The 26,725-nt window shown below is 55.6% G+C and carries 17 protein-coding genes and 1 tRNA gene; 7 read left to right on the top strand and 11 right to left on the bottom strand.

All coding sequences use genetic code 11. The annotated features are described in order from the left end of the window. The first annotated feature begins 104 nt into the window (after positions 1–104). Positions 105–3,242 (top strand): ATP-binding protein, encoded by a 3,138-nt coding sequence (locus BQ8290_RS02660; RefSeq protein WP_108787389.1) that lies wholly within the window; start codon positions 105–107, stop codon positions 3,240–3,242. 109 nt (positions 3,243–3,351) lie between these two features. On the opposite strand, the gene BQ8290_RS02665 is transcribed toward BQ8290_RS02660, so the two are convergent. From BQ8290_RS02665 to BQ8290_RS02675, 3 genes are all read right to left on the bottom strand, one after another. Continuing rightward, on the bottom strand, positions 3,352–6,789 hold the full coding sequence (locus BQ8290_RS02665) for a carboxypeptidase regulatory-like domain-containing protein (protein ID WP_108787391.1): 3,438 nt from the start codon (positions 6,787–6,789) through the stop codon (positions 3,352–3,354). A gap of 359 nt (positions 6,790–7,148) precedes the next feature. Further along, complete coding sequence (locus BQ8290_RS02670; protein WP_108787393.1) at positions 7,149–8,081, bottom strand: 2-oxoglutarate and iron-dependent oxygenase domain-containing protein; 933 nt, start codon at positions 8,079–8,081, stop codon at positions 7,149–7,151. 61 nt (positions 8,082–8,142) lie between these two features. Next, the gene (locus tag BQ8290_RS02675; protein WP_337660937.1) at positions 8,143–9,528 is read right to left on the bottom strand and encodes a NupC/NupG family nucleoside CNT transporter; all 1,386 of its coding nucleotides are present in this window, start codon (positions 9,526–9,528) and stop codon (positions 8,143–8,145) included. 215 nt (positions 9,529–9,743) lie between these two features. On the opposite strand from BQ8290_RS02675, the gene BQ8290_RS02680 reads away from it, so the two are divergent. Then, positions 9,744–10,451 (top strand): queuosine precursor transporter, encoded by a 708-nt coding sequence (locus tag BQ8290_RS02680; protein ID WP_108787395.1) that lies wholly within the window; start codon positions 9,744–9,746, stop codon positions 10,449–10,451. 49 nt (positions 10,452–10,500) lie between these two features. On the opposite strand, the gene BQ8290_RS02685 is transcribed toward BQ8290_RS02680, so the two are convergent. Beyond that, a complete protein-coding gene (locus tag BQ8290_RS02685) occupies positions 10,501–12,285 on the bottom strand; it encodes a gamma-glutamyltransferase (RefSeq protein WP_108787397.1) in 1,785 nt (594 codons plus the stop codon). 162 nt (positions 12,286–12,447) lie between these two features. On the opposite strand from BQ8290_RS02685, the gene BQ8290_RS02690 reads away from it, so the two are divergent. Both BQ8290_RS02690 and BQ8290_RS02695 read left to right on the top strand, forming a co-directional pair. Then, positions 12,448–15,720: a VPS10 domain-containing protein gene (locus BQ8290_RS02690; RefSeq protein ID WP_337660938.1), complete on the top strand. Its 3,273-nt coding sequence runs from the start codon at positions 12,448–12,450 to the stop codon at positions 15,718–15,720. Between the two features lie 42 nt (positions 15,721–15,762). Then, the gene (locus tag BQ8290_RS02695) at positions 15,763–16,290 is read left to right on the top strand and encodes a PepSY domain-containing protein (protein WP_108787401.1); all 528 of its coding nucleotides are present in this window, start codon (positions 15,763–15,765) and stop codon (positions 16,288–16,290) included. Positions 16,291–16,475: 185 nt separating this feature from the next. Here BQ8290_RS02695 and BQ8290_RS02700 read toward each other — a convergent pair whose 3' ends face one another. The 3 genes from BQ8290_RS02700 to BQ8290_RS02710 all read right to left on the bottom strand — a co-directional run bounded on the left by BQ8290_RS02700 (position 16,476) and on the right by BQ8290_RS02710 (position 20,712). Beyond that, positions 16,476–18,509, bottom strand: coding sequence for an oxidoreductase (locus BQ8290_RS02700; protein WP_108787403.1), 2,034 nt, complete (start codon positions 18,507–18,509; stop codon positions 16,476–16,478). Positions 18,510–18,932: 423 nt separating this feature from the next. Next, a tRNA-Lys gene (locus BQ8290_RS02705) sits at positions 18,933–19,008 on the bottom strand. Between the two features lie 141 nt (positions 19,009–19,149). Then, complete coding sequence (locus BQ8290_RS02710; RefSeq protein WP_108787405.1) at positions 19,150–20,712, bottom strand: tetratricopeptide repeat protein; 1,563 nt, start codon at positions 20,710–20,712, stop codon at positions 19,150–19,152. A gap of 244 nt (positions 20,713–20,956) precedes the next feature. Here BQ8290_RS02710 and BQ8290_RS02715 point away from each other — a divergent pair, with 244 nt between their 5' ends. Next, complete coding sequence (locus BQ8290_RS02715) at positions 20,957–21,469, top strand: PEP-CTERM sorting domain-containing protein (RefSeq protein WP_108787407.1); 513 nt, start codon at positions 20,957–20,959, stop codon at positions 21,467–21,469. A 127-nt stretch (positions 21,470–21,596) separates the two neighbouring features. Here BQ8290_RS02715 and folK read toward each other — a convergent pair whose 3' ends face one another. Genes folK through BQ8290_RS02730 form a run of 3 tightly spaced genes read right to left on the bottom strand, consistent with a single transcriptional unit; the run spans position 21,597 to position 23,867 of the window. Beyond that, positions 21,597–22,064 carry a 2-amino-4-hydroxy-6-hydroxymethyldihydropteridine diphosphokinase gene (folK, locus tag BQ8290_RS02720; RefSeq protein ID WP_108787409.1) on the bottom strand — a complete coding sequence of 156 codons (468 nt, stop codon included), beginning with the start codon at positions 22,062–22,064 and terminating at the stop codon, positions 21,597–21,599. A 5-nt stretch (positions 22,065–22,069) separates the two neighbouring features. Continuing rightward, complete coding sequence (gene aguB / locus BQ8290_RS02725; RefSeq protein ID WP_108787411.1) at positions 22,070–22,960, bottom strand: N-carbamoylputrescine amidase; 891 nt, start codon at positions 22,958–22,960, stop codon at positions 22,070–22,072. Between the two features lie 40 nt (positions 22,961–23,000). Beyond that, the gene (locus BQ8290_RS02730; protein WP_108787413.1) at positions 23,001–23,867 is read right to left on the bottom strand and encodes a class I SAM-dependent methyltransferase; all 867 of its coding nucleotides are present in this window, start codon (positions 23,865–23,867) and stop codon (positions 23,001–23,003) included. Between the two features lie 157 nt (positions 23,868–24,024). Here BQ8290_RS02730 and msrA point away from each other — a divergent pair, with 157 nt between their 5' ends. Continuing rightward, positions 24,025–24,570 (top strand): peptide-methionine (S)-S-oxide reductase MsrA, encoded by a 546-nt coding sequence (gene msrA / locus BQ8290_RS02735; protein ID WP_108787415.1) that lies wholly within the window; start codon positions 24,025–24,027, stop codon positions 24,568–24,570. Between the two features lie 22 nt (positions 24,571–24,592). After that, complete coding sequence (locus BQ8290_RS02740; RefSeq protein ID WP_337660939.1) at positions 24,593–25,438, top strand: hypothetical protein; 846 nt, start codon at positions 24,593–24,595, stop codon at positions 25,436–25,438. A 10-nt stretch (positions 25,439–25,448) separates the two neighbouring features. Here BQ8290_RS02740 and BQ8290_RS02745 read toward each other — a convergent pair whose 3' ends face one another. Further along, entirely contained in the window at positions 25,449–26,708 is a 1,260-nt protein-coding gene (locus BQ8290_RS02745; protein ID WP_108791800.1) for a transcription antitermination factor NusB, read from the bottom strand. Positions 26,709–26,725 lie beyond the last annotated feature (17 nt).

A 26,725-nucleotide genomic window follows, 5' to 3' on the forward strand; every position in this document is an offset into this window, starting at 1 on the left:
CACGGTGCGATTGGAGCCTTCCGGACAAATCGACCTTGCCCGGTTCATATCTCGATTAAGCTGAATGAATGTAGACCAGTCAGCGAACAAAAGCGACGGAGCCGATGACCGAAAACGTGATGATACGTCCGGGATCACCGGATGATTCCGCGCCCAGTCCAGCCGAGGACGGCGAGGCAACTCAAAACGGCGCGCTTTCGAACGGTTTCGCGATGCGAGGTCTGGATCAACGCAGTGTGATTTTCGCGATTGTCGGATCGGCCCTCTTCTTTGCTTTGGGCGTGTTCTGCCTCTCATTGTCACGCTTTGATGCCGCCTTGGCGAGCGTCTGGCTGCCCAATGCCAGCGCGGTTACCATCTTGTTGATCGCAAGATTGCGGAACGAAATTCCTTTGTTTGTTGGCCTTGTTATCGCGAGCCTATGCGCAAACAGCATTTCCGGGACGGCTCCCGGCCCGGCTGTGATCTTCACCTTGGCCAACATCGTCGAGATCGGCGTTGTGACATGGTTGCTAAGGCGGTCGTGCCACCGCCAACTGGATATGGCGGACCTTTCGCATCTTGGAAGGTTCTTGATTTACGGCGGCCTTGTTGCGCCGCTTGCTTCCAGTGCAATCGCTTCGCTCGCTATGGGGACGGATACACGCGCGATCTTCGCCGGTGCCTCGTCGTGGTTCTTGGCGGACAGTATGGGTTTGATCCTCACGGTGCCCACGGTGATGCTGATTGCGGACGCATTGCGAGAACGCGTTGTCTTGAGCCATGCAGAGCTTGCGGAGGGGTGTGCGCTAATCACAGGCGGATTGATGGCCGTCTATGTCGTTTTCAAACAAGATGCTTATCCGCTCCTGTTTCTAATTCCACCGATCACTTTGCTAATGACCTTTCGCCTTGGCGGTCTTGGAACGGCGTTGTACGTGCCTGGCATCGCAGTGATGGCGAGTTGGATGACCTATATGGGCTTTGGCCCCGTCCTTGAAAATTCAAGCTCCGACATCAGCAAGATGTACCTTATCCAAGCGTTCATCGCGGCAAACTTCCTCGCCGGTCTACCGATTGCCGCCATATTGGCCGGACGGGCGCGGATGACGGAACAATTGCTCCACGGCCGCGCGGAACTCGCATTGCTCGCAGAGAACGTCACGGACGCGGTCTTGAGCATCGATCGACAAGGTGTCTGCACCTATGCTTCACCGTCGGTGCGCGATGTTTTGGGTCGCGAGCCAAGCGATTTCGTCGGTCACCTGATAACAGAGCGCAGTCAAACGGACGCCTCTGACCGGATAGCGTCAGTGCTGGAACGGCTGTTGAATGGAGATTGTGACAAAGATCGCGTAACCTATCGCCGTTTACCCGACGCGGGTGACGGCACCCCTGTTTTTATCGAGGCAGACTGCGCCGTCGCTTTCTGTCCAGAATCTGGCGAACGAAGCGGTGTTATTGTTTCTGCGCGGGATGTCACTGAGCGGATCGAGCTTGAGTTGTTGTTGACCCGGTCGCGTCGTCAGGCCGAACATGCCGCACGGGCCAAATCAGAATTTCTCGCCAATATGAGCCATGAAATCCGTACGCCCATGAACGGTGTTTTGGGTTTTGCGGAACTAATGCTTCAAAGCGATTTGGACGAAGAACATCAACGTCACACGGAAATGATCGTCCAATCCGGTCGCTCTATGATGTTGTTGCTGAATGATATTCTTGATCTATCAAAGATCGAAGCGGGTCAGATCGCAATCGATAATGCCCCGCTGGATATCGGCGCAACAATCGATGAATGTGCGATTTTGCATCGCCCAATGGCAGAGCAAAAGGGGCTGATACTGAACTTTCATTCGCCCATCTTTTGCGCCGGTGATTGCGCAAAAGCGGGCAAATCATGCGACTGTGCCTTGGCCCATCCATGGGTCGAAACCGATGCTTTGCGGCTGCGTCAGATCATCCTAAACCTGATCGCCAACGCAGTGAAATTCACCGAAACAGGACATGTCGACATATCGTACGACATCACCGGCAACACTCTATCCGTCGAGGTTTCCGACACAGGTATCGGCATCAGCCCAGCACGCATTGAGACTATTTTCGCGCCGTTCACACAGGGCGAAAGCGACACTTCTCGGCGGTTCGGGGGGACCGGTCTTGGATTAACCATCAGCCGGAAACTTGCCGAATTGCTGGGCGGCGAGATTAGCGTTCAAAGTGAACCAGGCGTCGGTTCAACATTCTGCGTGACCCTGCCGGTCACTCTTGTCGAGCCAGAATCCGCCCCGGCGGTTAAGCCAGAAGTGATCAAGCCCGCTGACCTGCCACAATCTGCGCGAATCCTTTTGGTCGAAGATCACGACGTGAACCGAATGGTCGGTACAGAAATGTTGGAACGATGCGGCCAAACAGTCGCGATCGCGCAGGACGGTAACGAAGCCATCGCAATGGTGATAGACAGCGTAATGAGAGGCCGGCCCTTTGATCTGGTGTTCATGGACATCCAGATGCCCGGTTGTGACGGGTATACCGCGACGCGCGCCATACGCGCGGAAGGCATTGGCCCGAACGTGATGCCGATCATTGCCCTTACCGCGAACGCATTTCCTGATGACATTGCCGAAGCGCGCGAAGCCGGCATGCAGGCGCATCTGGCAAAGCCATTGGTTTTCGCGGATCTGGCTCGATCGCTTCAACGATGGTTGCCCACTCGCATTGTCGAGGATGAGGCGGGAGATGCGAACGATCTGCTTGACTCCGACCGGCCTACTGACTCGTCCAAGGGCGTAGAGTTGGATCGTGACGAACCGGATTCCACATTCTCCCATTCCGGCAATGATTCAGACGATGAACGAGTGAGTTCGGCACCCGCAGCGGGATCGGTTGCCAGGTTCGTGAAGACTTATCGCGCCTCGACCATCCCTAGCATGGGAGGGCTGCCCCAAAACCTTTCGCCATCTCTCATCAAACGTTGGAACCATCGGCGCTCTGAGGCGGTTGAGGCGGTTCGAGCCGCGTTAGAGAATGGTTTTCTTGCCGAAGGCGATAATCCACCAAACGACTTGGATGAACTTGCGCGGGTGGTTCACAAGCTTGCCGGGACGGCAGCAATTTTTGGTGAGCCGGACTTGGGCGATCAAGCGGCAGCATTTGAACGCGCCCTCCGACAAGATTTATCCAGCGAGGTGAGGGAGGCACTCGCTTTTGAGCTTTTGAGTGTGGCGGATCATTCCACAGACGCCGCGGCTTCAGGCCTCGGCTAGCCCAATAATCAAGAGCAACGGTCAGCGCAGGAAAATCAACGGAGCCCAAATGCAAACGGCGGGACCCAAAGGCCCCGCCGCTCGTATTTCTTAAGTCAGTATCGACGAATTAGAATTCGTAACGAGCACCGATTTGAATGCGCCATGCCGAAGCGTTGATCGCGATGTCGTTGTCATCATCTGGGTTGAAGCCAGAGATGATGTAACGACCTTCGTCATCCACGCCGCCATCTGCAACATCGACAAGACCGTTGAATCCGCCGCGTGAACGCAGAACATTCCAGCTGCTGTCGAGCAGGTTGAGGAAGTTCGAGAAGTCAGCGAACACTTCGATGCGATCTTCGGTGATGCCGGTCAGGCTGCCAATGAATGGGATTTCCTGGCTGATGCGCAGGTCCATATCAAAGGACCAATCATTGCGGCATGTGTTCCGCTTGATTGATTGACCACCTTCAAACGAACAACCCGACGCCGCGACATAGTCGATGACGCTTTGAACCGCTGCTGGATCCGAAAGCGGCGACACAGCTGCATCGTTTACGCCCGATGGAACGTAAAGGAGGGCGTTGTCCGAACCAGAAGCGCTGTCATTGAAGACGCCGCCGCCATCAAATGTCAGGCTGTAAGGACGGCCTTCGCGTGCACGGAAGAAGATACCGAGGCCCGTATCGTAACCCTCGATGAATTCTTCAACGAAGAACATCGATGCGGTGAAGTTGTGACGGGTTTCGGTGGTTGCAGTCGAAACAGCTGGATCCTGACGATCGAAAGCAGCGGTCACGTCAAACGACGAAGTCGCTGTCGATGACTGGTTGTTACGAGCGTTGTTGGAGTCCGTGAACGCATAACCGAAGTTCACTCGTGTGCTGCCGCCCGATGTGAAGATCCCGCCGTCGAAGTTCTTAGCGAGGATCACAGAGAAGCTGTGCGAATCTGAGCTGCGACCATTGGTCAACTGGATGTTGTCGTCGCGGCGTGTACCGAAACAATCCGATGTGACGTTGGAATAGGTCAGGCCAGTTCCGCCGTTGCCATCCAAAGTTGCGTTACAACCAGCCTGCGTTGAATCGATGGCCCGGTAGATTGGACGACCGTCGACGGTGAAGCCGTTGACGCCCAAATCTGGGTTCACCGCTTGCGACAGATCAACAAAGTTAATCGTGTCGTTGAAACGCGTGTAGATGTAATCGAGGTTCAGGTTCCAGTTGCTGAAGAAGCCTGTTTCCGTGCCGAAAGTTGACGAGAAACCGAGGTTCGCACGAACCGCAGTCGGAACGTCGAGATCAGGGTTGGTCGATTGAATATCGGCACCACCCTGTTCAGCAACAGCAACACCGGCATCAACGGCACATTGTGGGAAACCGGTGAAGGTTCCGCCCGGTGTGACGTCGATTTGACCAGTGGCCACGTCGGTTGTCAGACCGGCTGGGCATGGCGCATCAAATGTGTCGCCATTCGCGCTGGAGAAGCCGTTGTTCGAGAACGCGTTGGAGAAGTAGACAATCGGATCACCACCCGAGAAGATGCCCACACCACCGGTTACGCGGCTGTTCGAGAAGAAGCCTTCGTTGTCGAACTCATACGTCGCAGAGAAACGCGGCAAGATAACCGTATCAATCCGAGCGAATGAGTTGGCGTTGCTGAAACCATAACGGTCGGTGAACTGCGGGTTGAACCGCGGCGCGTCGCCATCATAGAGTTGAACGCGAACACCAGCGTTGATCGAAAGTTGATCGGTGGCCTGCCATTCGTCCTGTGCGTAGACCGAATAGATCTGACGGCTGAAACGCGCAGCTGCGTTGTTGATGTCACCACCAGCAGCGGAAGCGATTGTCGCGCCACCATTGGCGCCACCAACAAGATCGTCTGCATCAGCAAAAACCGTTGAGAAGAAGCCTGGTGCAACCAAACCGTTCTCGAAATCATCGAGGTTTTGGAAGAAGATCGTGCCGGTCGCGTTGATGGCGAACAGGTTGAACACTTCGAGGTCGTTGATCTCAGCGCCAAACTTCAAGAAGTGACCGCTGCCAGCGTCCACATTAACTTGGAAGCGAGCTTGGTCGATCTTCGTGTCGAGCTGGTTAGCCGAACGGAAGATACCAGGGCCGGTTGCGAGACGGCCGTTTTCGGTCGTTCCGCTGCCGTCTGGTGTAACACCGACGCTCAAACGTGGTGTTGGGTTGGCGGCTTGCGCTTCACCAAAACCAAGCGGGCCTTGAACGTCGCCAACTTCGGCGCGGCTGACGCGCAATTCGGTTGAGATCGTGTCGCTCCAGTTGGAGTAGAGACGAACCGAATAGTAATCCGAGATCGTGCCTTCGTCTTCGAATGAGTTCAGGCCGCCCAATTCCTGGCCGCCGAAATCTGGTTCGATGTTGGTCTCTTCGAGACGCTGATAAGTGGCTTCGAGGCGATGATCATCGTTGATGATGGCATCCAGACGACCAAAGTAACGCACAGCGCTCTCAGCGAGCTGAGTTGGATAACCGCCAATGTCTTGGCCGTAAACGTCGCGCGCGATTTGTGCGAACCGGTCGAATTGAGCTTGGCTTACGAAGTCGGCTTCGTTGGTAAAGCCTGAACCCAATGGGCCGAAGTTGTTGCCGTCACCAAGATCTGTCTCTTCGTAACCGACCGAGAAGAACAAACGATCAGGGATGATTGGACCATCAAGAGTAGCGCCCCAGCGCTTTTCACGGCCAGCATTGAGGTTACGACCGTCAATGTTGTCTGCGAACAAGCTCTCATCGAAATACGTGATGAACGCCGAACCGCCGAAACGGTTGCCGCCCGATTTGGTCACAACGTTGACAAGACAGCCGGTGAATTCAGAATATTCAACGTCGAACGGCGCGAACTCGACCGAAACTTGATCAACCACGTCGAATGGAAGTGGGAGCGAGTTGCGAGCAGCGAACGGTGTACCGTTCAGACCGAAGACGTCCGCTTGAACGATGCCGTCAACGGTGAATGTGTTCGAACGGTCGTTGCCGCCGAGGCAAGAGATGCGATCAACATCGTTGTTCGATTCAAGGCTAACACGTGGGTCGACGCGGATGATGTCGCGAACGTCACGTGTGATCGAAGGCAGACCTTCGAGTGTTTCTGTACCGAAAGCCGTACCCGGGCCAACAGCAACCTGCGTTACACGTGCGCGAGCGCCGGTAACGACGATCGTGTTGCCGGTTGAACCAGCGGCGACTGGTGTCAGCGCGAAGGTGAAACCGGTGTTGCCCGAAATGTTGGTGAAGACTTCTTCGACTGTCTGACCTTCAAAGCCATCAGCTTCGACGGTGACAGTGTATGGGCCGCCTGGTTGAAGCGATTGAATACGGAAGTTGCCGTCTGCACCGACGGTAGTCGTCCGCGTTTGACCGGTGCGCGTATCGGTGATGGTTGCCATCGCACCTTGAAGAGGGTTGCCATCAGCGTCAGTAACCTGACCTTCGATGCCCGAAGTAATCTGCTGCGCAGCAGCCGGTGTTGCGATAGTCGCAGCAGCCGACAGACTTACGACGCTGGCTGCCAAGAGATATTTGATTTTCATGAGAGGATGCCCCTGATCACGGTTGAGGAGTTGTAACACGCGCCGCCCTATGCGCGCTGCGCTGCACAAAAACGACCGTTTTGTGACACTTTTGTGAAACGAAGGCCCGCGCAGGAGCCTGAGAAAACTGTCCACAGGCTAAATTGACGCCGAATCCGCAGAATTCTGCGCCCCAAATGCTCGGTGTTGCACAGCTGCAACGAAGATGGGATTTTTGAGCCAAGCTTACGCGAACTGCGATCGAGCGTTGTCATCGCAGGGTGGGGCGAAATTGCGCTCGATTCGTGATGCCAAGCCCGCCCCGAGTCGCTGCGTTCAAAGAAAAGCCGCCGTCACCCGAATTGGTTGAAAGAGCGGCCTCAGGCCAAGTTTATTTCGCGAAGGCGCTGCATCAAGAAATCGTGAGAGCTAATCGCCTCAGGGACGTTGTCTGCTCCCTCTTCGATACAGCTTTCCAACGGTTCGATCACATAATCGGGTCGGAAATGCAGGAAAAATGGCATCGAATAGCGCGACCGATGCGCACCTGCGCCGCGGGGATTGACCACGCGATGAGTCGTCGAACGCAAGGTCCCGTTCGTCAACCGCTCCAACATATCGCCAACATTGATGACCAACGCGCCTTCGGGCACGTCCACCGCGTGCCATTCACCCGCTTTGGTCAACAATTCCAATCCGGCTTCTTCGGCGCCCAACAGCAAAGTGATCGCGTTAATGTCACCATGCGCCGCTGCACGGATTGCGCCTTCGGGAGCATCGGGGCCCAATGGTGGGTAATGGAGCAGTCGCATAACCGAATTGCCATCTTCGACCGTGGGAGCGAAGAAAGCCTGCTCCAGCCCCAAATGCAAAGCGATCGCCTCTAAGACACGCAATCCAGCTGCATCGAATGCGGCGTACAGTTCACTAAAAGTGGGTTCAAATGCGTCGATTTCGGCCGGCCACATATTGGGGCCCATATATTCGCTCAAAGCGTGATTTTCCGGGAGTGAACGCCCCACATGCCAAAACTCTTTGAGGTCAAAGACATCTGCATCTTTGGCCTTTTCCGTTCCGAAAGGCGTGTATCCACGGGCGCCGCCAATGCCCGGCTTATGATAGGCGCGCTTCACATCGTCAGGCAAATCGAAGAATTGCTTTGAACTCGCCTCAGCGCGGTCGATCAGATCCTGCGCAATGCCATGGTCTCGCACAACGGCAAAACCATATTCGGCAAAGCTGCGACCCAATTCATCGGCGATCTCGTTAAGCGGGCTGGCCAACGATACAGAGGCAATGTTCACATCAGTCATAGAAACACCATAATATGGCGCGCGCGGGCACGCTAGCCCAATCGACGCACGCCCTATTGCGTTAGAACGGTAGGAAAATACTCGCCAAGGCCGCGCTCATCAAATTGGCGAGACTGCCAGCGGCAAGCGCTTTCAGTCCAAGCCGGGCGATAACGGGGCGCTGATTCGGGGCAAGCCCTCCGGTCACTGCCATTTGAATGGCAATCGAGGAGAAGTTGGCAAACCCGCACAAAGCAAAGGTGACGATCGCACGGCTTCGCTGGGTCAATTCACCCGCTGTCATCGCGCCCAAATCGATAAAGGCGACAAATTCATTGAGGACAATTTTGGTCCCAAAGAGCCCACCGGCAATTTGAGCCTGTTCCCAATCGGAAATGCCAATGAGGAACATGACCGGCGCAAATAGATAGCCTAGCAATTGTTGAAAGCTGACATTGCTCAACCATGCGGCGGTTTCCGCACCAAAAGGCATCCCAATCGCAGCGGCACCCGCGACCATTCCCGATCCCAGACCGGCGAGCAATCCATTGGCCAATGCCACCAGCGCGACAAAAACCATGACCATCGCACCAACGGCCACCGCGAGCTTTACCCCGGTTTGCGTACCCTGAGCGGCGGCTTCAATGATATTTGCGGGGCGTTGCCCTTCTTCAAAAGTTTCGGCCATTTCGACCTCTTCGGCCTTACCACCCTCGACCAATGAGCCTGGGCCTACCGCGCTGATCCGCGCTTGCGGCAATTCGACATCTGGTCCTTCGACACCTTGTGCTTCGGCCCCATCAGGCATAATGATTTTCGCCATCAAAATACCGCCGGGTGCCGACATAAACGCGGCCGCCAACAGAAATGGAACGGCGTCCGAACCGATGAAACTTGCGTAAGCGGCCAGGATAGTCCCGGCGACGCCAGCCATACCGACCGTCATCAATGTAAACAATTGAGCCGGTGGAAGCGCCGCCAGATAGGGACGCACCACCAGTGGGCTTTCCGATTGACCGACAAAGATGTTGGCCGCGCTGCCCAGCGCTTCGACTTTGCTGATCCCTGTGATCCAGCCAATCGCCCCGCCAACCCAACGGACCAGACGTTGCATAATCCCGAGGTGATAGAGGATTGACACAATCGCCGCGAAGAACACGATCACTGGCAACGCGGCGATCACGAATGTGTTGGCAAACGGATTGCTTTCCATCGGACCGAACACCGAAGTGATGCCGACCTTCGAAAAATCGAGCAAAGCAATCACGCCGTCTGACAAGAAGCCAATCATGCCGACGCCAAAATCGGTGCGCAAGACGAGCAAGGCCATAAAGGCTTGCAAACCAAAGGCTGCGCCAACGACCCGCAGGTTGATATGCGATTTGCCCGAAGACAGTAGAAAGGCGATGCCAAGAATGGCGGCGATACCGAGAAGGCTGAATAAAATGGAGGTGATAATCTCGCTCACCGACTGGCGGTGCCCCTGATAGGCTAATGCCCTGAAATGATCCTAGTGCACAAAGCTTGGCTTTGGCGTTCGGCGCAGAGTTCGCATTTTGCGCCACTCAACGCAACATTGAATGCTTGCAAACCGACCAGCATCAATTGTCCACCCGTTAGTGGGCGGGGAAAGCAGGATGGAGCCGCTTTCTTTTTGCGACCCCCTCGCTTACCCCAGTTTTCATGAGCGACACCGAACACACCGCAGAAACCAGCAACCCAATTTCAGAGCGCGCAATGGCGGCGCCTATGGGGCTGTTCGTTTACATCATCCTGTATGGGGGGATGACCGTTTTGGCTGGCGTCGTGGCGTTCAAGCAAGTGCAATTGTGGCCCAGCGATCTGGCGGTGGAGGCCGGGATTTTCCCATTCCTGCTGCTCGTTGTCATTACCAGCACAATCGCGCAACTCTATGGCCAAAAGCTCGCGAACAAGTTGATTTGGATTGGATTCCTTCCTCTCGCGCTATCGGCGGCGCTGATCTATCTGGTCTTATCGCTGCCTGCTTCGCCCGAAATGCTGGAATTTCGCGCCGGCGATTTGGCCGCGTTTGAACGAGTATTGGGGCAAACGCCACGCATTTTGATGGCTGGTCCTGCTGCCTATATCACGTCGCTGTTGTTGAATGTTTGGATCTTTCAACGTCTAAGAGGCAGCGGCGAAGCAACCACGTTTGGCTTGATGGTCAGAGGTGCAATCGCTTCGGCGCTAAGCCAAGCGCTGGATTCAATCATTTTTGTGACGCTCGCATTCTATGGCGAATTTGACATTACGAACCTGTTGATCGGGCAGGTCCTAGCCAAAGTCACCTTGAGCATCGTGCTCGTCCCATTCCTCATCACGTTTGGCGTGAAGGCGGCGCAATGGTTGGACTCTCGGGAAACAACCTAAGCCGATAAACCCGGCTTCAAGCCAACAGTATCAAGGCGGGCTATGGGATTTAGTATCCGCTGGCTTGCCCATCTTTGCGCATCTCAGTTGCGCCGGCATAGACCCCGGTTTCGGGATCACGCGCAATCGCCTGATACCCGCCAAACATAATGCCGTTCGACACCACGCGGACCCGGTGACCCATTTCACGCAAGCGTTCAATTGTCTCAAGCGGAATGCCGGGTTCAACATTCAGCGTACCCAGAGGGTCTGCGGCGGGCCCTTCAAGAGGCTCCGTTGGTTGGCGCCCTCCATCGTGATTCATCCGTGCCGCATCGCCGGCTTCTTGGATATTCATGCCAAAATCGGCCATATTGATGAGGACTTGAACGTGACCTTGTGGTTGCATCCCGCCCCCCATCAAACCCAATGTCATAAACGGTTCGCCGTCCTTTTTCACAAAAGCGGGAATGATCGTCTGAAACGGACGTTTGCCCGGTTCGTAAGCGTTGGGGTGCGCCGGATCGAGGCTGAAAAGCTCCCCTCGATCTTGGAACATAAAACCCAATCCATCGGGAACGAGGCCGCCGCCCATGCCGCGATAATTCGATTGGATAAGGCTAACCATCATCCCGTTTTTGTCCGTCACCGTGAGATAGGTGGTGTCCCCTTCTCCCTCCAACTTAGGTTCGCCCGGGCCGAATTCTGGCGTGGCGCGATCGGGATCGATCAATCCAAATCGCTCGGCCCCATATTCCGTCGTCAGCAATTCAGTTGGAAATTCTGAAAAATGGGGATCCGCGTAAAAACGCGCTACATCGGCATAGGCTAGCCGCTTTGCCTCTGTGATGTAATGGAGCACTTCGGGGCTGCCCCTTTCCCACTGCGACAAATCAACATTGCGAAGAATATTGACCATTTGAAGCGCCGCAAAGCCTTGGCTATTTGGCGGCAGTTCGCAAAGCTCATATCCGTTGCGATACTCAGCACAGGCAGGGTCGACCCATTCGCTTGTGTGTGCGGCAAAATCGGCAACCGTAAAAGCCGATCCCTGACGTTGAAGATAGGTGACCATCGTTTCAGCTAGATCCCCTTCGTAAAAGGCATCGCGCCCATCGCGGGCAATGGCTGTTAACGTCCGCGCGAGATCGGGATTGCGGAAGATTTCGCCCGTTTCTGGTGCTGTGCCATCAGCGAAGTAAGTCGATCGAGCATTGGAGAAGTCGAAATCAAATTCCTCAAGCCGCGACGTATAGGCGCGCAATGAGCGGTCTAAATACATCGCAATCACTGGGGCAACCGGATGCCCTTCTTCGGCATATGAAATCGTAGGCGCCAGAATGTCGGTCATCGACAATTCGCCAAACCGGCCATGCAAAGCAAACCAAGCGTCCACAGTTCCCGGAACAGTCACCGGTAAGGGGCCAACCGGGGGGATTGATTGTCGATCGCCTAACCGCGCGCGAAGTTGGTTTAGTGTTTGCCCTCGTGGCGACCGCCCCGAACCGTTGATGCCATAGAGTTGATCGGTGCGTGGGTCATAGACAATCGCAAACAAGTCGCCGCCAATTCCATTGCCTGTTGGCTCCATCAAGCCAAGCGCTGCATTGGCCGCAATTGCCGCATCGACTGCACTTCCGCCGGCCTTCAAAATATCAAGCGCAATCTGCGTCGCCAATGGATGCGCCGTCGCCGCCATACCGCTTTGACCATAGACCGGACTGCGCGACCAATTGGCCCCAACCGGACGTCCTCCTGCACCTATTTGCTCTTCGACAGGGCGCTCTTCCTGAGCAGCGATCGGCGTGGCGGCAAGCGATAGGAAGGCAACGGCGGTTGTTACAGCGATCCGCATGGTAATCCCTTTCAAAGGTGTCGATCAACACAGCCGATCCGACATGGTTTCATTTGGCGATAACGGATCAATCACCCGCTGCGAGAGAGGATGGCTTGCGATGGATTGCGTTTCAACTGGTTTTATCGGATACCAACTTTAAATCTGGGGCGGGGTATTACCATGACTATCTCAAAATTATTGATTGGTTTCGTTGCGTTTTTTGGCCTTTGCACTGCGGCGGTCGCGCAATCTGATGAAAGCGAAGACCAATCGGCCCTATCGAGCGGCACCTTTGATGCGTTTAATCTGCGGGGCATTGGGCCAGCATTCATGTCAGGCAGGATTGCCGACATCGCGATTGTTCAGGAGGATCCCGCCACGTGGTATGTCGCGGTGGGTTCTGGCGGCGTTTGGAAGACAGAGAACGCAGGCACCACTTGGACCTCACTGTTCGATGGTCAGGGTTCCTATTCCATTGGTTCTCTTGGCCTAGACCCTAACGATCCAAGCCGCATTTGGGTCGGCACCGGCGAAAACCATGGCGGAAGGCACAACGGCTTTGGCGACGGGATCTATCTGTCGACAGATGGCGGTCAAACTTGGGCGAAAAAGGGCTTGGAGGCGTCTGAGCACATTTCGAAGATCATCGTTCACCCTGAAGATTCGAACACAGTATGGGTCGCGGCACAGGGCCCGCTATGGTCGGCCGGCGGTGAACGCGGCGTCTACAAAACCACCGACGGCGGAGAGACATGGGAAGAAGTTCTATCGTCAAGTGAATACACGGGCGCGACCGACCTCATTATCGACCCGCGCAACCCCGATCGGCTCTATGCCGCTTTGTGGCAGCATCACCGGACCGTTGCCGCCTATGTCGGCGGCGGACCCGATAGCGGCCTTTGGAAATCCGAAGATGGCGGCGACACTTGGATGGAAATGAAAACCGGTTTGCCATCCGGCAACATGGGGAAAATTGGACTCGCGATCTCTCCAATGCAGCCGGATGTTGTCTATGCCGCGATTGAACAAGACCGGCGCACCGGTGGCGTCTGGCGATCGACCGATCGTGGATCAAGCTGGACCAAGATGTCGGATCAGGTCAGCGGGGGAACCGGGCCACATTACTACATGGAATTATACGCAAGTCCCCACTTTTTCGATCGCATTTACTTGGTCTCCAACACCAGCCAAATCTCCAGCGACGGTGGCAAGACTTGGGTTGGGATCAACAACGATCTGAAACATGTCGATGACCATGCCATCGCGTTTCGACCCGACAATTCGAACTACATTTTGTTTGGGTCGGATGGCGGTCTGTATGAGAGCTACGACCACACCGAAACATGGCGTTTCATAAACAACTTGCCGATCACGCAATTCTACAAGGTTGCTGTGGACGATGCCGAACCGTTCTATTTTGTTTACGGCGGAACACAGGACAACAATTCGCAAGGTGGGCCATCGCGCACCGACAATCGCCATGGCATTCGCAACGACGATTGGTTCATCACCCTGTTTGCCGATGGCCACCAATCCGCGACCGAACCGGGCAACCCCAACATCATGTATGCCGAATGGCAACAAGGTAACCTTGCCCGGGTTGACCGTATCACCGGTGAGATTGTCCATATCCAACCGCAACCGGCACCGGGTGATCCCATTGAGCGGTGGAATTGGGATGCGCCAATTTTGGTCAGCCAACACCAACCCACCCGCCTCTATTTCGCGTCTCAGCGGCTTTGGCGGTCGAACGATCGCGGCGACAGTTGGACTGCAATTTCACCCGATCTTACTCGAGATCAAGACCGGATGAGGCTGCCGGTTCAAGGTCGTCTTTGGAGCTGGGATGCTGGTTGGGACTTGCTCGCAATGTCTCAATACAACACGATCAGCTCAGTTGGAGAATCTCCTCTTGATGATGACTTACTGTATGTCGGGACGGATGACGGCCTAATCCAGATTTCGGAAAATGGTGGATCGGATTGGCGACGGGTTGAAGCCGGTTCCTTGCCGGGCGTGCCCGACACGGCGTTCGTCAACGACATCCGCGCCGACCTTCACGATGTGAACACCGTTTACATCGCTCTCGACAATCACAAATACGGCGACTTCACGCCGTATTTGCTCAAGAGCACGGACCGCGGACGCAGTTGGTCCAGCATCACCGGCAACATTCCCGATCGCCACCTTGTATGGCGTATCGTTCAAGACCACGTGAACCCAAACCTGTTGTTCACCGCCACAGAATTCGCCCTATTCTTCTCTCTCGATGGTGGCGAGAAATGGGTCAAAATGACCGGGGATGCCCCAACAATCGCATTCCGCGACGTGACGATCCAACGTCGCGAAGATGATTTGGTCGCGGCAAGCTTTGGTCGTGGTTTCTTCATTGTAGATGACATTTCGCCGCTCCGTTCCCTTACCGAAGCCAGCCTCGAGCAAGAGGCGATGCTTTTCGGAGGGCGGGATGCGCTTTGGTACATTGAACAGCATCCGCTGGCCTTTTCCGAAGGGGGTTCACAGGGGCACGGTTATTTCCGAGCGCCAAACCCGCCATTTGGCGCAAACTTCACTTATTATTTGGCCGACGACATTCAATCGCTCGAAGATCAACGCCAAGAGCGCGAAGGCCCTCTCAACGAAGCGGGTGACGACACTCCGTTCCCCGGCTTCCCCGCAATGACGCAAGAATTGCAGGAGACGGATCCAGCAATCTGGCTGACCGTTAGAGATGGCGATGGAAATGTTGTGCGTCGGATTAAAGGGCCCGCCAAAAAGGGCTTTCACCGCGTCAATTGGGACCTTCGTTTCCCCGATATGAGCGTCGCTCGCCCTGCTACTCCGGGTGAGGACGAGCCCACAGGGTTCTTGGTCGCTCCGGGTCAATACACGGTCACCATGACAAAGCGTGTTCGCGGTGTGACAACCCGCCTTGTCGCGCCGCAAACGTTCAACGTTACACCACTGCGGGCAGGTGCACTTCCTGCACAAGCCGATGCGTCGGAGTTCTGGGCCGAAATTTCACTGTTCGACCGCTCGGTTACCGCAGCCGCAGGAACCCTTTCCGGAGCAGAAGAAAGAATCGGGTTGTTGGCCATCGCAACACAGCGGGTTCAGGGCGGCGATCCGACGACGCTCGACAACCGCTTGCAGTCCATCCGCGCCGAGGCGCAGGCGATTGCAGAATTGCTGAATGGCAATCAGGCCCGCAACGCTCTGGCCGAACGCACTTTGCCAACCGTGCGGAGCCGGCTCGGCGTGATCATGACGGGGTTGTTCGCATCGACATACGGTCCGACGCAAACGCACCGCGACCAGTTTGATTACGCCCGCGCTGATTTCACTCAAATTCGTTCGCGGCTCACAGTTTTGATCGATCAAACGATCCCCGCATTCGAAGCGGAATTGCAGGCCGCCGGCGCTCCTTGGGTGCCGGGAAGCGCGATACCTTGATCGCATCTGTTTCGGCGCGATTAGAACGGCACGGCCTGTGATATGAATTGGAAACGGCTATTCCGACAGGTCCATTATTGGCTGTCGCTTGCGGTGTTCGTGCCCGCAGGCATCATGTTCGCCGCCGGTGTCTTTTTGATGCTCAAGAAAGAGGTCGATTGGATTCAACCACCTTCCGCGCGCGGAGTTGTGGAGGCACAAATGCCAAAGGCATCCTTCGACGAAATGTTGGTCGCAATAAGAGAGCACCCGCAAGCTGGAATTTCGGAATGGTCGGATATTGATCGTATCGACCTTAGGGTCGATCGGGGCATCGCGAAAGTTCGCGCCAATTCGGGATGGGAAGTGCAGGTCGACACCAAAACCGCTGAGGTCCTGAGCGTGGCCTATCGCCGTTCAGACCTAATTGAGACGATTCATGACGGGTCGTTTTTCTCCGATGCCATCAAACTCTACCTATTTTTGCCGGTGGGCATATTGTTGATCATTATGTGGGGCACCGGAATCTATCTCTTCCTTCTGCCCCGCATGGCAAAGGCTAAAAAGAAGCGCTCAAAAATCGTGCGTTAGTTGGTTCAATGTTCCGGCCCAGCCTTACGTGGCTGGGCCGGAAAAATCGAATTCATGCCGATCTCTTGTCCGATGCCGCGCCAGTCTCGGAACCATAGAAGGTCCGGCCTTCTGCGGCCGCCAATTCGCACGGCGAAACCAGCAATGGATCATGATCGAGTTCGAGATGATCAGCGCCAAAGGCGTTACACAACGAGCGCGATCTCTGTCGCCTGTTTGATCGCAGTTTTCGCATCCAATTCGGCCGCTTCATAAGCACCACCGATCAAGTGTGACGTCATGTCGCAATCCTGCAAATCGTCATACAATGTCCGCAGCGGCTCCTGCCCGGCGCAAATCACAACCGTATCAACGTCGAGCAGTTGCGGCTCATCATTGATCGATACATGCAGACCATCATCATCAATCTTTAGATATTCCACTCCCGGGACCATTTGCACGCCGCGGCGCTGCAATGTGAGCCGATGGGTCCAACCCGTAGTCTTGCCCAGACCTTTGCCGACGCCGGTAGTCTTCCTCTGAAGCAGGGTGACTTTGCGATCATTTTTCGCAACCACGGGCTCAATTCCCGTTACTCCGCCACGTGGATGGTTTTGAAAATCGATACCCCATTCCTTGGCAAAAACATCGATATTGAGCGCGCCGCTTTCCCCTTCATGCGTGATCAATTCGGCGACATCAAAACCGATCCCGCCTGCACCCATGATCGCAACCTTCTTGCCCACTTCGCAATTGCCGCGGATAACATCGATATAAGAAACCGCTTTTGCATGGCCGATCCCCGGAATTTCGGGAACGCGCGGTTTGATTCCGGTCGCAATCGCCACCTCGTCAAAGCCCTCGTTTTTTAACGCCTCTGCATCGACTCGGTTGCCTAGACGCAGTGTGATGCCATGCACCTCAATCATCTTGGAATAATAGCGCAGGGTTTCATAGAATTCCTCTTTGCCAGGGACCTGTTTGGCAAGATTGAATTGCCCCCCAATTTCCGACGCAGCATCATACAATGTAACGTCGTGCCCGCGTTCCGCTGCGGTGCAGGCAAAGGCCAGCCCCGCAGGGCCAGCGCCGACAACCGCAATTCGCTTTTTCGCATCAGCGGCCTTCATCACCAATTCGGTTTCGCGACAGGCGCGAGGGTTGACCAAACAACTGGTTAGCTTCCCTCCGAATGTGTGATCGAGGCATGCCTGATTGCAAGCAATGCAGGTGTTGATTTCGTCTTCGCGTCCGTCGCGCGCTTTGCTCGCAAACTGCGCATCGGCCAACATCGGTCGGGCCATTGAGACGATGTCCGCATCGCCAGCTACAAGAACGTCTTCTGCAACATCCGGCATGTTAATCCGGTTGCTTGTGATCAACGGTATGTCGAGTTCTTTGCGGAGCCGTCCTGTAACTTGAGTGAATGCGGCGCGCGGCACCATAGTAGCGATGGTCGGAACAAGGCTTTCGTGCCAGCAGAAGTGGGTTGAGATCACATCGACTTTTTCGGCTTGCAATGTTTTTGCGAGGCTTACGATTTCTTCCCATGCCATTCCGTCTTGGAGCATATCCATTGCCGCGATGCGGAAGATTAGCACAAAGTCCGAAGACACTTTCTCACGCACCCGCCGAACGACTTCGGTTGGGAAACGCATCCGATTTTCCCAGCTGCCGCCCCAGCGATCATCGCGTTGATTGGTTTTCTGAACCAGGAAGGTGGAAATCAAATAGCCAGCCGAACCAATGATTTCGACACCATCATATCCGGCTTCTTCGGCCAGCTTGGCGCAATTGCCGAACGCCTCAATCTGTTCTTCAATACCCTGTTCATCAAGCTCATTCGGCACAAAGCGCGCTATGCGCGATCGAACCGGCGAGGGAGCCACGCAATCCTGCGTGCCAGCAAGTGGGCCGCTGTGTAGGATTTGCATACAAATTTTCACATCAGGATTCGCCGAATGCACAGCTTTGGTGACCGTAGTGTGCGTGGCCACGTCCTCTGCATTGATCATCGTAGCACCTCTTCCAGCGCTGGGGTGGGGGGAAATACCGCCAGTGATGATCATTCCAACCCCGGCCGCGGCGCGTTCAGCAAAATAAGCTGCCATTCGCTCTCCAGCGTTCTCGACATCTTCAAGCCCGGTGTGCATCGACCCCATCAAAATACGGTTCTTGATCGTCGCACCGCCAATTTTCAAAGGTGAAAACAGATGCGGATATTTGGGGTGTGCAGACATGTTTTTAGAGCCTTTATAGTAGGGCTGATTCTCGCATTGGCGAAAAAATTGCGCGCGCCTTCTGTCGAAAGATCACATCCCTTCCCTAAAATGCGGTCTTAAAGACACTATCATTTTTTGAAGTCTGCCATCCATTGGTATGGCACCGGCGCGAGACTGGCGAGCGATGTTCGTTGAGGCGGCGAAGTGAATGCGAAAAGCAGCTTTGGTGGTTTCGATGGCTTCGAGCGGTTCGTCGCCATGGGACCGGAGACGGCATTTCTGGAAAGCGAAGTTGCATGCAGTGAGTTCGCGACGCTTTGGAACACACTATGTGTGAAGGCCGAGACAGACGAAGTGCAAATTCCTTAGGTCAAACGGACATCAGGCGGACATGACTTTTCTAGCCAGTTCAGGAATGCGTCCAATTTGGGAAGATATAGGTGGTGAGCCCTGCTGGGTTCGAACCAGCGACCTACTGATTAAAAGTCAGTTGCTCTACCGACTGAGCTAAGGGCCCCCAAAGGGTGCGGATCGCGCGTGACGCGGACCGCATCGGAGCGCCCACCTAGTCAGGGTGCGGCGCTGGGTCAAGACGCTCATTGAGATGAGTTGCATTACCTTGCAAAATACATCTGCACGAACGCATGACCATGCGTGATCAATCGGCGTGAATGATCGCCCAATGTTCAAGGATTTCGCGATTGGACGGAGCGCCCTGCCGCGCTTGATCAGAATACTCGCGCGCCTCCGTGATTGCGCCGCCTTTTTCCCATAATGCCCACGCAAGAGTGTCCATTATTTCTGGGCTGTTGGGCGCCTCCACCAGCGCTCTGCGCGCTAGTGCAATGGCCGCGTCGTGTTGATTCAATTTTGTTTTCACAGCCGCTGCATTGTTCAACAATGCGGGGTCAGTTCGACCGGCGCCATCGATCAGGGGGGCGTAAATTCCGTCGGCTTCGGCCCAATCGCCCGAGCGAATCGCTGCGCCGGCTTCGCGCATTTGCGCAGCGATTGAGGGGGCCCCATCGCGTTTTTGAATTAACGATCGGATTTGGCCCGAATCGCCCCGACCGGTTTCCTCTGAAAGTCGCAACGCCAGCAACAGCCCGGCGCCATCCATTTGTGGGTGGTCAACAACCGGCTCGATTGCATTCCATGCCCCCTCAAAGTCCCCTTGCTGAGCGAGGCTATCTGCCAAAACTTGGCGAGCCAAGGGATCACCACCGGTGTCTTTCACATAATCACCCAGCGCCATGGCCGCCATGGCGTGTTGATCGCGCCCGGCATCAATAAACCCGCGCAATCGGGCAAATTCCGGCTCGCTAGAGAAAACCGGCGGGGCTTGCTCAATCAATTCAAAAGCGCGCGTGATTTCGCCCGCATCATACGCCATCTGGGCCGCAAAGAGCAGTCCGATAGGGTGCGGTTTTCCTGCCTCATTGGCTTTATTGATCCAATTGGCGGCCTCTTGCGTGTCACCGCGATCTCTCGAGATGGCAGCCATCGCGAGCATTGCAGTTTGATGGTTCGGCTGCACCGTCAGTACATTCTGGAAATGTGCCTGTGCTTGGACGGCGTCACGTGTACCCAACCGCAATTGGCCGGCGAACAAATGCGCTTGTGACACGGCGGGGCGTACTTCCAATACCGGTTGCAGGCGAGCGAACGTCTCTTCCGCCTTTCCTTGCGCCCAAAGGCGTTCGGCATCGATGGTCACGAGACGTGGATCATCTGGGAAAATGGTCAGCCCCCGATCAAGCAGTTCGAAACCTGCATCGGTTTCGCCTTGCGAGAATTTTAGACCAATAGAAGCGGTGTAGGCCATCGCGTTGTCCATCAACAACGTGTCCACCGTCTCAGCAGCGGCTTGGAGGAAGTTGCCCATCACTTGTGCTTCGGCCAGTTTGGCGCGCGCCAACGAATACTGGGGCGCCGTTTCTGGCACTCGGTCAAATTCAGCGATGGCCCTATCGGAATTGCCCAATGCCATTGCGATGTCGCCCGCCATCATACGAATAGCTGGATTTTCTGGCTCAGCCTCTATCGCTTGACCGATCAAATCAAGCGCGGTGCGCGGCTCGCTATTCTCGAACGCTATTTGAGCCGCTGCGAATGGATCACTTGGCCCGCTGTCGCATGCGGCAAGTCCGCCAACCATAACAGGCGCAAGGAAAAGAGCGAATGTAGCGCGCGAACGCCATAGGGATTTGTTGTTCAACATGGCCTGCGGTTTAGCCTGAGATAATTAACGGTCGGTTTTCGTCGCTGCTTTTGCCTTCTGAGCGTCGGATATTCTTACAAACCTGGATCCGCCCCCGATCACGTTAACCACTACAACCCTCAGAAATTCCGCGTTCTGATCAAAGTGGCACAGCATTTGCTTAGGTGAGTTTACTAATTTCGAAGTCAATTGAGACACGCCGAAAACTGGTCGTCTCATCAAAAACCACTCTCGGGGGTAAGTAATGCGTAAATTCACAAAACAGGCTGCAATCGCACTCGCCGCAACCAGCATGGTCGCAGCTACGCCAGCTTCGGCAGCGATCTTTGAGTATGACATGACGAACGGCGACGTTCTGACCATCAACACAGACACGCAAACCGGCACATGGACAGGCGACAACATCGACGTGTCGTTCGAAAGCGCAGAATTCGCCAATTTCGAAGGCGGCGCCAACCCAAGCTTCATGTTCACGCTCAGCGACATGACCGGCATCCGTAACATCAACGGCACCGATTACACGCCGACCCGTCAAAACGGCAGCCGCTTCCACCCATGGATGATGAAAACGACCAATAACGGTCGCATCAACCTTTGGTCATGGTGGGGCGATCCCGTGGTTGCAGGCGACTATGTTCGCAGCGTTGGCGACTACCGCGTAGTAGACGTTCCTGCTCCTGGCATGCTTGGCCTGTTCGGTCTGGCTCTTGTGGCTCTCGGCCTTGGCCGTCGCCGTCGGAAAGCCACCGCAGCCTAAGTCTCAGAACTGGTCCTCTGGTACTTCAAAAACGCCCCATCGGTCATCCGGTGGGGCGTTTTCCCGTTTTGGAGGCCAATCAGGGGCTAGCAGCGATTTGAAGGACTTCGACGGGTGACCGCAATGTCTATCCTAGTCGGGCCAGCAAGTGCCGAATGCACAGCCCCGTGATCGGATCACGCCACCAACCTGCGATCGCGTTTGCAGGCTTAAGAACGAAATCGCGGTTGCGAAATTCACGATGAGGCACGGTCAGCGCGCCAGACGTGTAACGGCCCTCACTCCACAATATGATATCCAAGTCTAACACTCGGTCGCCCCAACGTTGACCCCGCCGCCGCCCGAATTCTTTCTCTAGCCGCTTTAAACCCGCGAGAAGAGCCGCCGGGTCGTATTCGCTTTCAATCAAACATGCCGCATTGGCAAAGCGCCGTTGCGCGGCCCCCATCGGCTCAGAAGCCATAATGGGAGAGCGCGCCGATACTGTGCCTAGGGCAGCGCATTCCTCCATCGCTGCGGCGACAACAGCGCGGGGGTCGCCATACAAAACGTGCCGCCGGTTGGACCCTAGCGCGATAAGGAAGGTGCTACTCATATATGTTATACGTCGTCGGCGATGCGACCGTACAATTGCGGGCGTCTATCGCGGAAAAATCCCATTCCTGCGCGATGCGCCGCTGCCTGCGCCAGATCGAGTGTCGCGGCAACTACCCCTTCTTCCTTGGCGCCAAAGCTATCCAGCAAATCGCCCCATTCATTAGCGATGAACGAATGGCCATAGAAACTCTGAGCGCCGCTCTCATCCGGCCCCGCTCCGCCTTCGATGCCGATCCGGTTTGCCGCAACTACAGGCATGCAATTGGACACAGCGTGACCGATCATCGCACGGCGCCACATGCGGCTTGTATCAAGGTTTATGTCATAGGGTTCGGATCCAATTGCCGTGGGATACAACAACACTTCTGCACCATGCAACGCCATGACCCTCGCGCATTCAGGATACCATTGATCCCAACAAATCCCGACTCCAATGCGGACATTGGCGCCGTCATCGTTCGGAACATCCCAGACCTTGAATCCATCATTGCCGGGCCGGAAATAGAATTTTTCTTCGTAGCCCGGCCCGTCGGGAATGTGGCTTTTGCGATAGGTACCCATCAAGGAACCATCAGGACCGATCATCGCGAGTGTGTTATAATAGTGATGGCCATCACGTTCGAAAAAGCTGGTTGGGATCGTAATCTTCAACCGTTCGGCCAAGGCCTGCATCGCAATAACGCTGGGGTGTTCAAACGTCGGCCGCGCCAACGCGAACAGCGCCTCGTCCTCTTCCCGACAAAAATACGGCCCAGAGAACAATTCCGGCGGCAGGACAATCTTCGCGCCGCGTGCTGCGGCCTCTTCGACTAGGGCGGATACGGCAGCAATATTGGCCATTTCATCCGCGTGGCCAAGCGCAAGCTGAAGGGCGGCAACAGTGAGTTTGGTCATATCCTTGCCGCCGCCCGTTCAAGCTTCGTACTGGTGTGGCTTAATCCGCTTTGCGGAACAGCAGCGTCATCCGATCGCTTTCACCGATTTCCAGATATTCGCTGCGCCGTTCGTCATCTTCGCCTGTGGCCAAGACGGGGGGCAACGTCCAAACACCGATTTCCCAATCTGCGGGATCAGCTGGATTCGCGTTGATTTCGCTTTCTGCAGCCAGTTCGAAACCGTTGGCTTCGAAAATAGCGACCACGTCTTGTTTGCGCATGTAACCACGCTGGCGAGCGCCGTAATCGTCGTAACTTGCGCCTTCTGGGGCGCGGTGTTGGACCACACCGACCATACCATCGTCTTTCAACATCATCCGCGCCGCGCCAAGCACTTCGTCGGCGTTGTTGCCGATGTTCAAGCCGTGCATCGAACGGAAAATCAACACACGATCAACACTGCCCGCGGCGCCTTCTGGCATTTCGTCGGTTTCAAATGCCATCACGCTGTCGGCATCGACGCCCATCGCTTCGGCCAGGCCAGAGGTGAACCGTTCTGTCCAGCCCTTCGAACGCGCCTCTTGCGCCCGATTGCGATAAGTGCGCGCATCGCTGTCTGCGTTGAAAGCAATGTATTGACCTGCGGGCATCAAATACGGGGCCAAGACGCGGGTGTACCAGCCTCCACCGGGGCCGTATTCTGCAACCGTCATCGTGGGTTCCACGCCAAAAAAGTCGAGCGTTTCGACTGGGCGACGGTGTTGATCGCGGGCACGGTCGCCATCGCGGCGTTCATGCGCCAACACGTCATCAAGCGATGGAGCGGTCGCCTCAACATGCCCATCAGCAGCAGCAGGAACTGTAAATGTGAGCATGGCGGTGCTAACGGCGAGCGCGGCAACAGGAGCGAGAAGGGTACGTTTCATAGGGATCAATCCTCTCTTCTAAAGAACATAGCCTATGTCCTTACGCCGTGACGCCGCAATGACAAGAGGAACACCGCCGAACCGACGCCTCTGGCAATCGCGCGCCGCCTCCCTATGTCGCCTATAACGATTTGTGCCGACAAAGGAGAATTCTCGGATGCAACAGGCGATTATTGCAGGCGGATGTTTTTGGTGCACAGAGGCCGTGTTCCGCGATGTCATCGGCGTAACCGAGGTGGAAAGCGGATATATTGGAGGCACCAAGATCGATCCCACCTACAAAGAGGTCTGCACCGGGCAAACCGGCCATGCCGAGGGTATACGGGTGACCTTTGATCCCGATACTATTTCATTGCCGGAGATCTATGACGTGTTCTTGGGCACGCATGATCCTACCCAGTTGAACCGTCAGGGCGGCGATATCGGCACCCAATACCGCAGCGCCATCTTTCCCCTCTCCGCAGAACAGAATGTAGAGGCCGAGGCTGCAATCGCCCGCTGGAATGAAGAGAATGGCAAGACGGCGGTGACCACCGTCGAGGGCTTGGCAGGCGACGAACAAACCTCCGCTTGGTACCCAGCAGAGGACTATCACCAAGAATACTGGGATGGCGAAGGTCAACGAAACCCCTACTGCGTCGCCGTCATTCCACCTAAGATCATGAAGCTGCGCAAGAGCTTTCAGAAATATGTGAAGAGCTAAGACGCACGGACGCGAGGGGAAAATGGCTCGACAATTTACGCAGTCCTACACCAGTGACCATGTCATCAATTCAGATGGGTCGGTGCAGTTCATTTGCTCGCGCAGTGTGGCAGAATGGCCTTGGCTTGCACTTGCTCCCCGCCATCCTATCGTCATTCAGGCCCAAAATTTCTGGGCCAGTATCGGCTCAATCATGGCGCTGGGCGGTATGGAAGAGGGACAATGGTCGGCCTTAACTTGGACCGAATGGCAATGCGGCGACCCCGATGCAGAGATCGCCGCACACGGCGTCTATTCACGCGAATCTCAGGGCAATAACGATTTCTTCCGCCTAACCCTGTTTGATGAAGTCGATCGTGAGATTGCGACGATGCGGGGACGCGGCGTCGTTTTTAAGAACCGCAATTTCGAAGAATGGCGCGAACAGGCCAAGCAAAAAGCCAAACTGAATGGTCACGCTGCACGCGGAGAAACGACGACAGCACCGTTTCTCTTTGCCGCGCCAGAAGCTCTCGGCATTGGCCCCAGCGAACACGCACTGGTAGCGCCCATATCTGCTGACGATCCCAACACAATCAATGCGTTGGTAAGTCGTGAAAATGGTCTGCCGCCGGCAAACCCAATGCTTGGTGGATCGGGCGATCATGTGAATTCGGTTCATATGATCGAAGTCGCACGGCAGGCGCTTTGCTTGACCCAAGGCAATCCAAAAATTGACGTGGTGGGCGGAGAAATGGAGCTTAATCGCTATGTCGAACTCGGTACTCCGTTCGACCTTCGTTGCGAACGTCCGTCGCGCGACACCACGCAATTCGTGTTGCGACAATTGGGCAAAGACTGCGCGAAGATCACGCTGAATTGGAATTGAGCGTTTAGGCCTAGGGCTTAACCCATCGCGCCATAAAGAACCCGTCCAACCCGCCTTGATCTGGCAACATTCCGGGGTGCGTCCGCAGCCAGCCTTCCTTGGTGGGCTGCAATCCAGCAGGCAACTCATCATTGGTAATCGGCGAAGGCGTGAGATCAAAGGTCTCATCAATCCAAGCCGCCTGATCCTCTCCCTCTTCGACTTCCAATGAACACACTGCGTAAAGGAAAGTCGCACCCTTGGGCAGCCATTCTATGGCTTGATAAATCAACGATTGTTGCGTTTCGATCAGTTCACCAATCTGACGAGGCCCAACCCGGTGCAAAACATCGGGATGGCGGCGCGCTGTCCCGGTGGCGGTGCACGGCGCGTCCAACAATATGGCATCGAACGGCTTTTCAGGCGCGTATTCAAGCGCATCAGCCTTTACGATGTCCGCCTCTAAATTGGTGCGCTTCAAATTCTCTCGAAGCAATTCCAACCGCTTCTCACTGATATCAAGCGCTGTCACCCGCCACCCCGCCGCAGCCAGAGCTAGGGTTTTTCCACCCGGCGCGGCGCAAAGGTCGAGAGCGCGTCGTCCGTCACCTTGCCCTAACAATCGGGGCGCAATTTGTGCTGCCAGATCCTGAACCCACCACGCCCCGTCGTCGAAGCCCGGCAGGCGTTCAATCGGCGTCCCGCGTGGCAAACGGACGTGGCCAGACGAAAGGCTGATCCCACCCATGGCTGTGGCCCGCTCTTGCGCCTCGGCGGGTGCTTTGATTGCCAAATCGACCTCTGGTGGGTCGATCAGACCGGGGGCAATGGCGTGAGCGCGATCTTCCCAACGGACCATCACCCGATCGGGCAATGTCGGAACATCAGGCAGCGACACTTCGCGTTTCATCAAGGCGGAAAAAACGCCATGCGCCAAGCGCCTCGGACCGCCGGACAACAATTCCAATCCGGTCGCCACAACCGCATGCCCGGGAGTGTCCAGTCGCAAAGATTGCGCCAACATAAGACGCAGCACGCTTCGCGGCTTTGCATCATCGGGAAGGTTTTTGCGCGTAGCACTGTCGATCAACGCATCGAGATCTGTCAGCCAACGCAACGTTTCGCCCACAATGGCGCGGGCCAAGGCGCGATCCGCAGGGGCATTCACCCCTGACAGCGCCGATTTCTCGGCCTGATCAAGCGTTTCGCCACGCCTCATCACAGCATCGAGCATTCTCAGCGCCGCGCGCCGCGCGGGCAGTCCAGCGATTTTAGTTTTTTGATTGGCCATTGCGCGTCCCCATAACG

The organism is Erythrobacter sp. Alg231-14 (assembly GCF_900149685.1).
Lineage (GTDB): Bacteria > Pseudomonadota > Alphaproteobacteria > Sphingomonadales > Sphingomonadaceae > Erythrobacter.

Bases quoted from the DNA above. Each gene is read 5' to 3' on its own strand.
- BQ8290_RS02665 (WP_108787391.1), bottom strand. From the start codon at position 6,789: ATGAAAATCAAATATCTCTTGGCAGCCAGCGTCGTAAGTCTGTCGGCT.
- msrA (WP_108787415.1), top strand. From the start codon at position 24,025: ATGCAACAGGCGATTATTGCAGGCGGATGTTTTTGGTGCACAGAGGCC.
- BQ8290_RS02745 (WP_108791800.1), bottom strand. From the start codon at position 26,708: ATGGCCAATCAAAAAACTAAAATCGCTGGACTGCCCGCGCGGCGCGCG.
- BQ8290_RS02660 (WP_108787389.1), top strand. From the start codon at position 105: ATGACCGAAAACGTGATGATACGTCCGGGATCACCGGATGATTCCGCG.
- aguB (WP_108787411.1), bottom strand. From the start codon at position 22,960: ATGACCAAACTCACTGTTGCCGCCCTTCAGCTTGCGCTTGGCCACGCG.
- BQ8290_RS02670 (WP_108787393.1), bottom strand. From the start codon at position 8,081: ATGACTGATGTGAACATTGCCTCTGTATCGTTGGCCAGCCCGCTTAAC.
- folK (WP_108787409.1), bottom strand. From the start codon at position 22,064: ATGAGTAGCACCTTCCTTATCGCGCTAGGGTCCAACCGGCGGCACGTT.
- BQ8290_RS02730 (WP_108787413.1), bottom strand. From the start codon at position 23,867: ATGAAACGTACCCTTCTCGCTCCTGTTGCCGCGCTCGCCGTTAGCACC.
- BQ8290_RS02685 (WP_108787397.1), bottom strand. From the start codon at position 12,285: ATGCGGATCGCTGTAACAACCGCCGTTGCCTTCCTATCGCTTGCCGCC.
- BQ8290_RS02695 (WP_108787401.1), top strand. From the start codon at position 15,763: ATGAATTGGAAACGGCTATTCCGACAGGTCCATTATTGGCTGTCGCTT.
- BQ8290_RS02690 (WP_337660938.1), top strand. From the start codon at position 12,448: ATGACTATCTCAAAATTATTGATTGGTTTCGTTGCGTTTTTTGGCCTT.
- BQ8290_RS02710 (WP_108787405.1), bottom strand. From the start codon at position 20,712: ATGTTGAACAACAAATCCCTATGGCGTTCGCGCGCTACATTCGCTCTT.
- BQ8290_RS02740 (WP_337660939.1), top strand. From the start codon at position 24,593: ATGGCTCGACAATTTACGCAGTCCTACACCAGTGACCATGTCATCAAT.
- BQ8290_RS02680 (WP_108787395.1), top strand. From the start codon at position 9,744: ATGAGCGACACCGAACACACCGCAGAAACCAGCAACCCAATTTCAGAG.
- BQ8290_RS02715 (WP_108787407.1), top strand. From the start codon at position 20,957: ATGCGTAAATTCACAAAACAGGCTGCAATCGCACTCGCCGCAACCAGC.
- BQ8290_RS02700 (WP_108787403.1), bottom strand. From the start codon at position 18,509: ATGTCTGCACACCCCAAATATCCGCATCTGTTTTCACCTTTGAAAATT.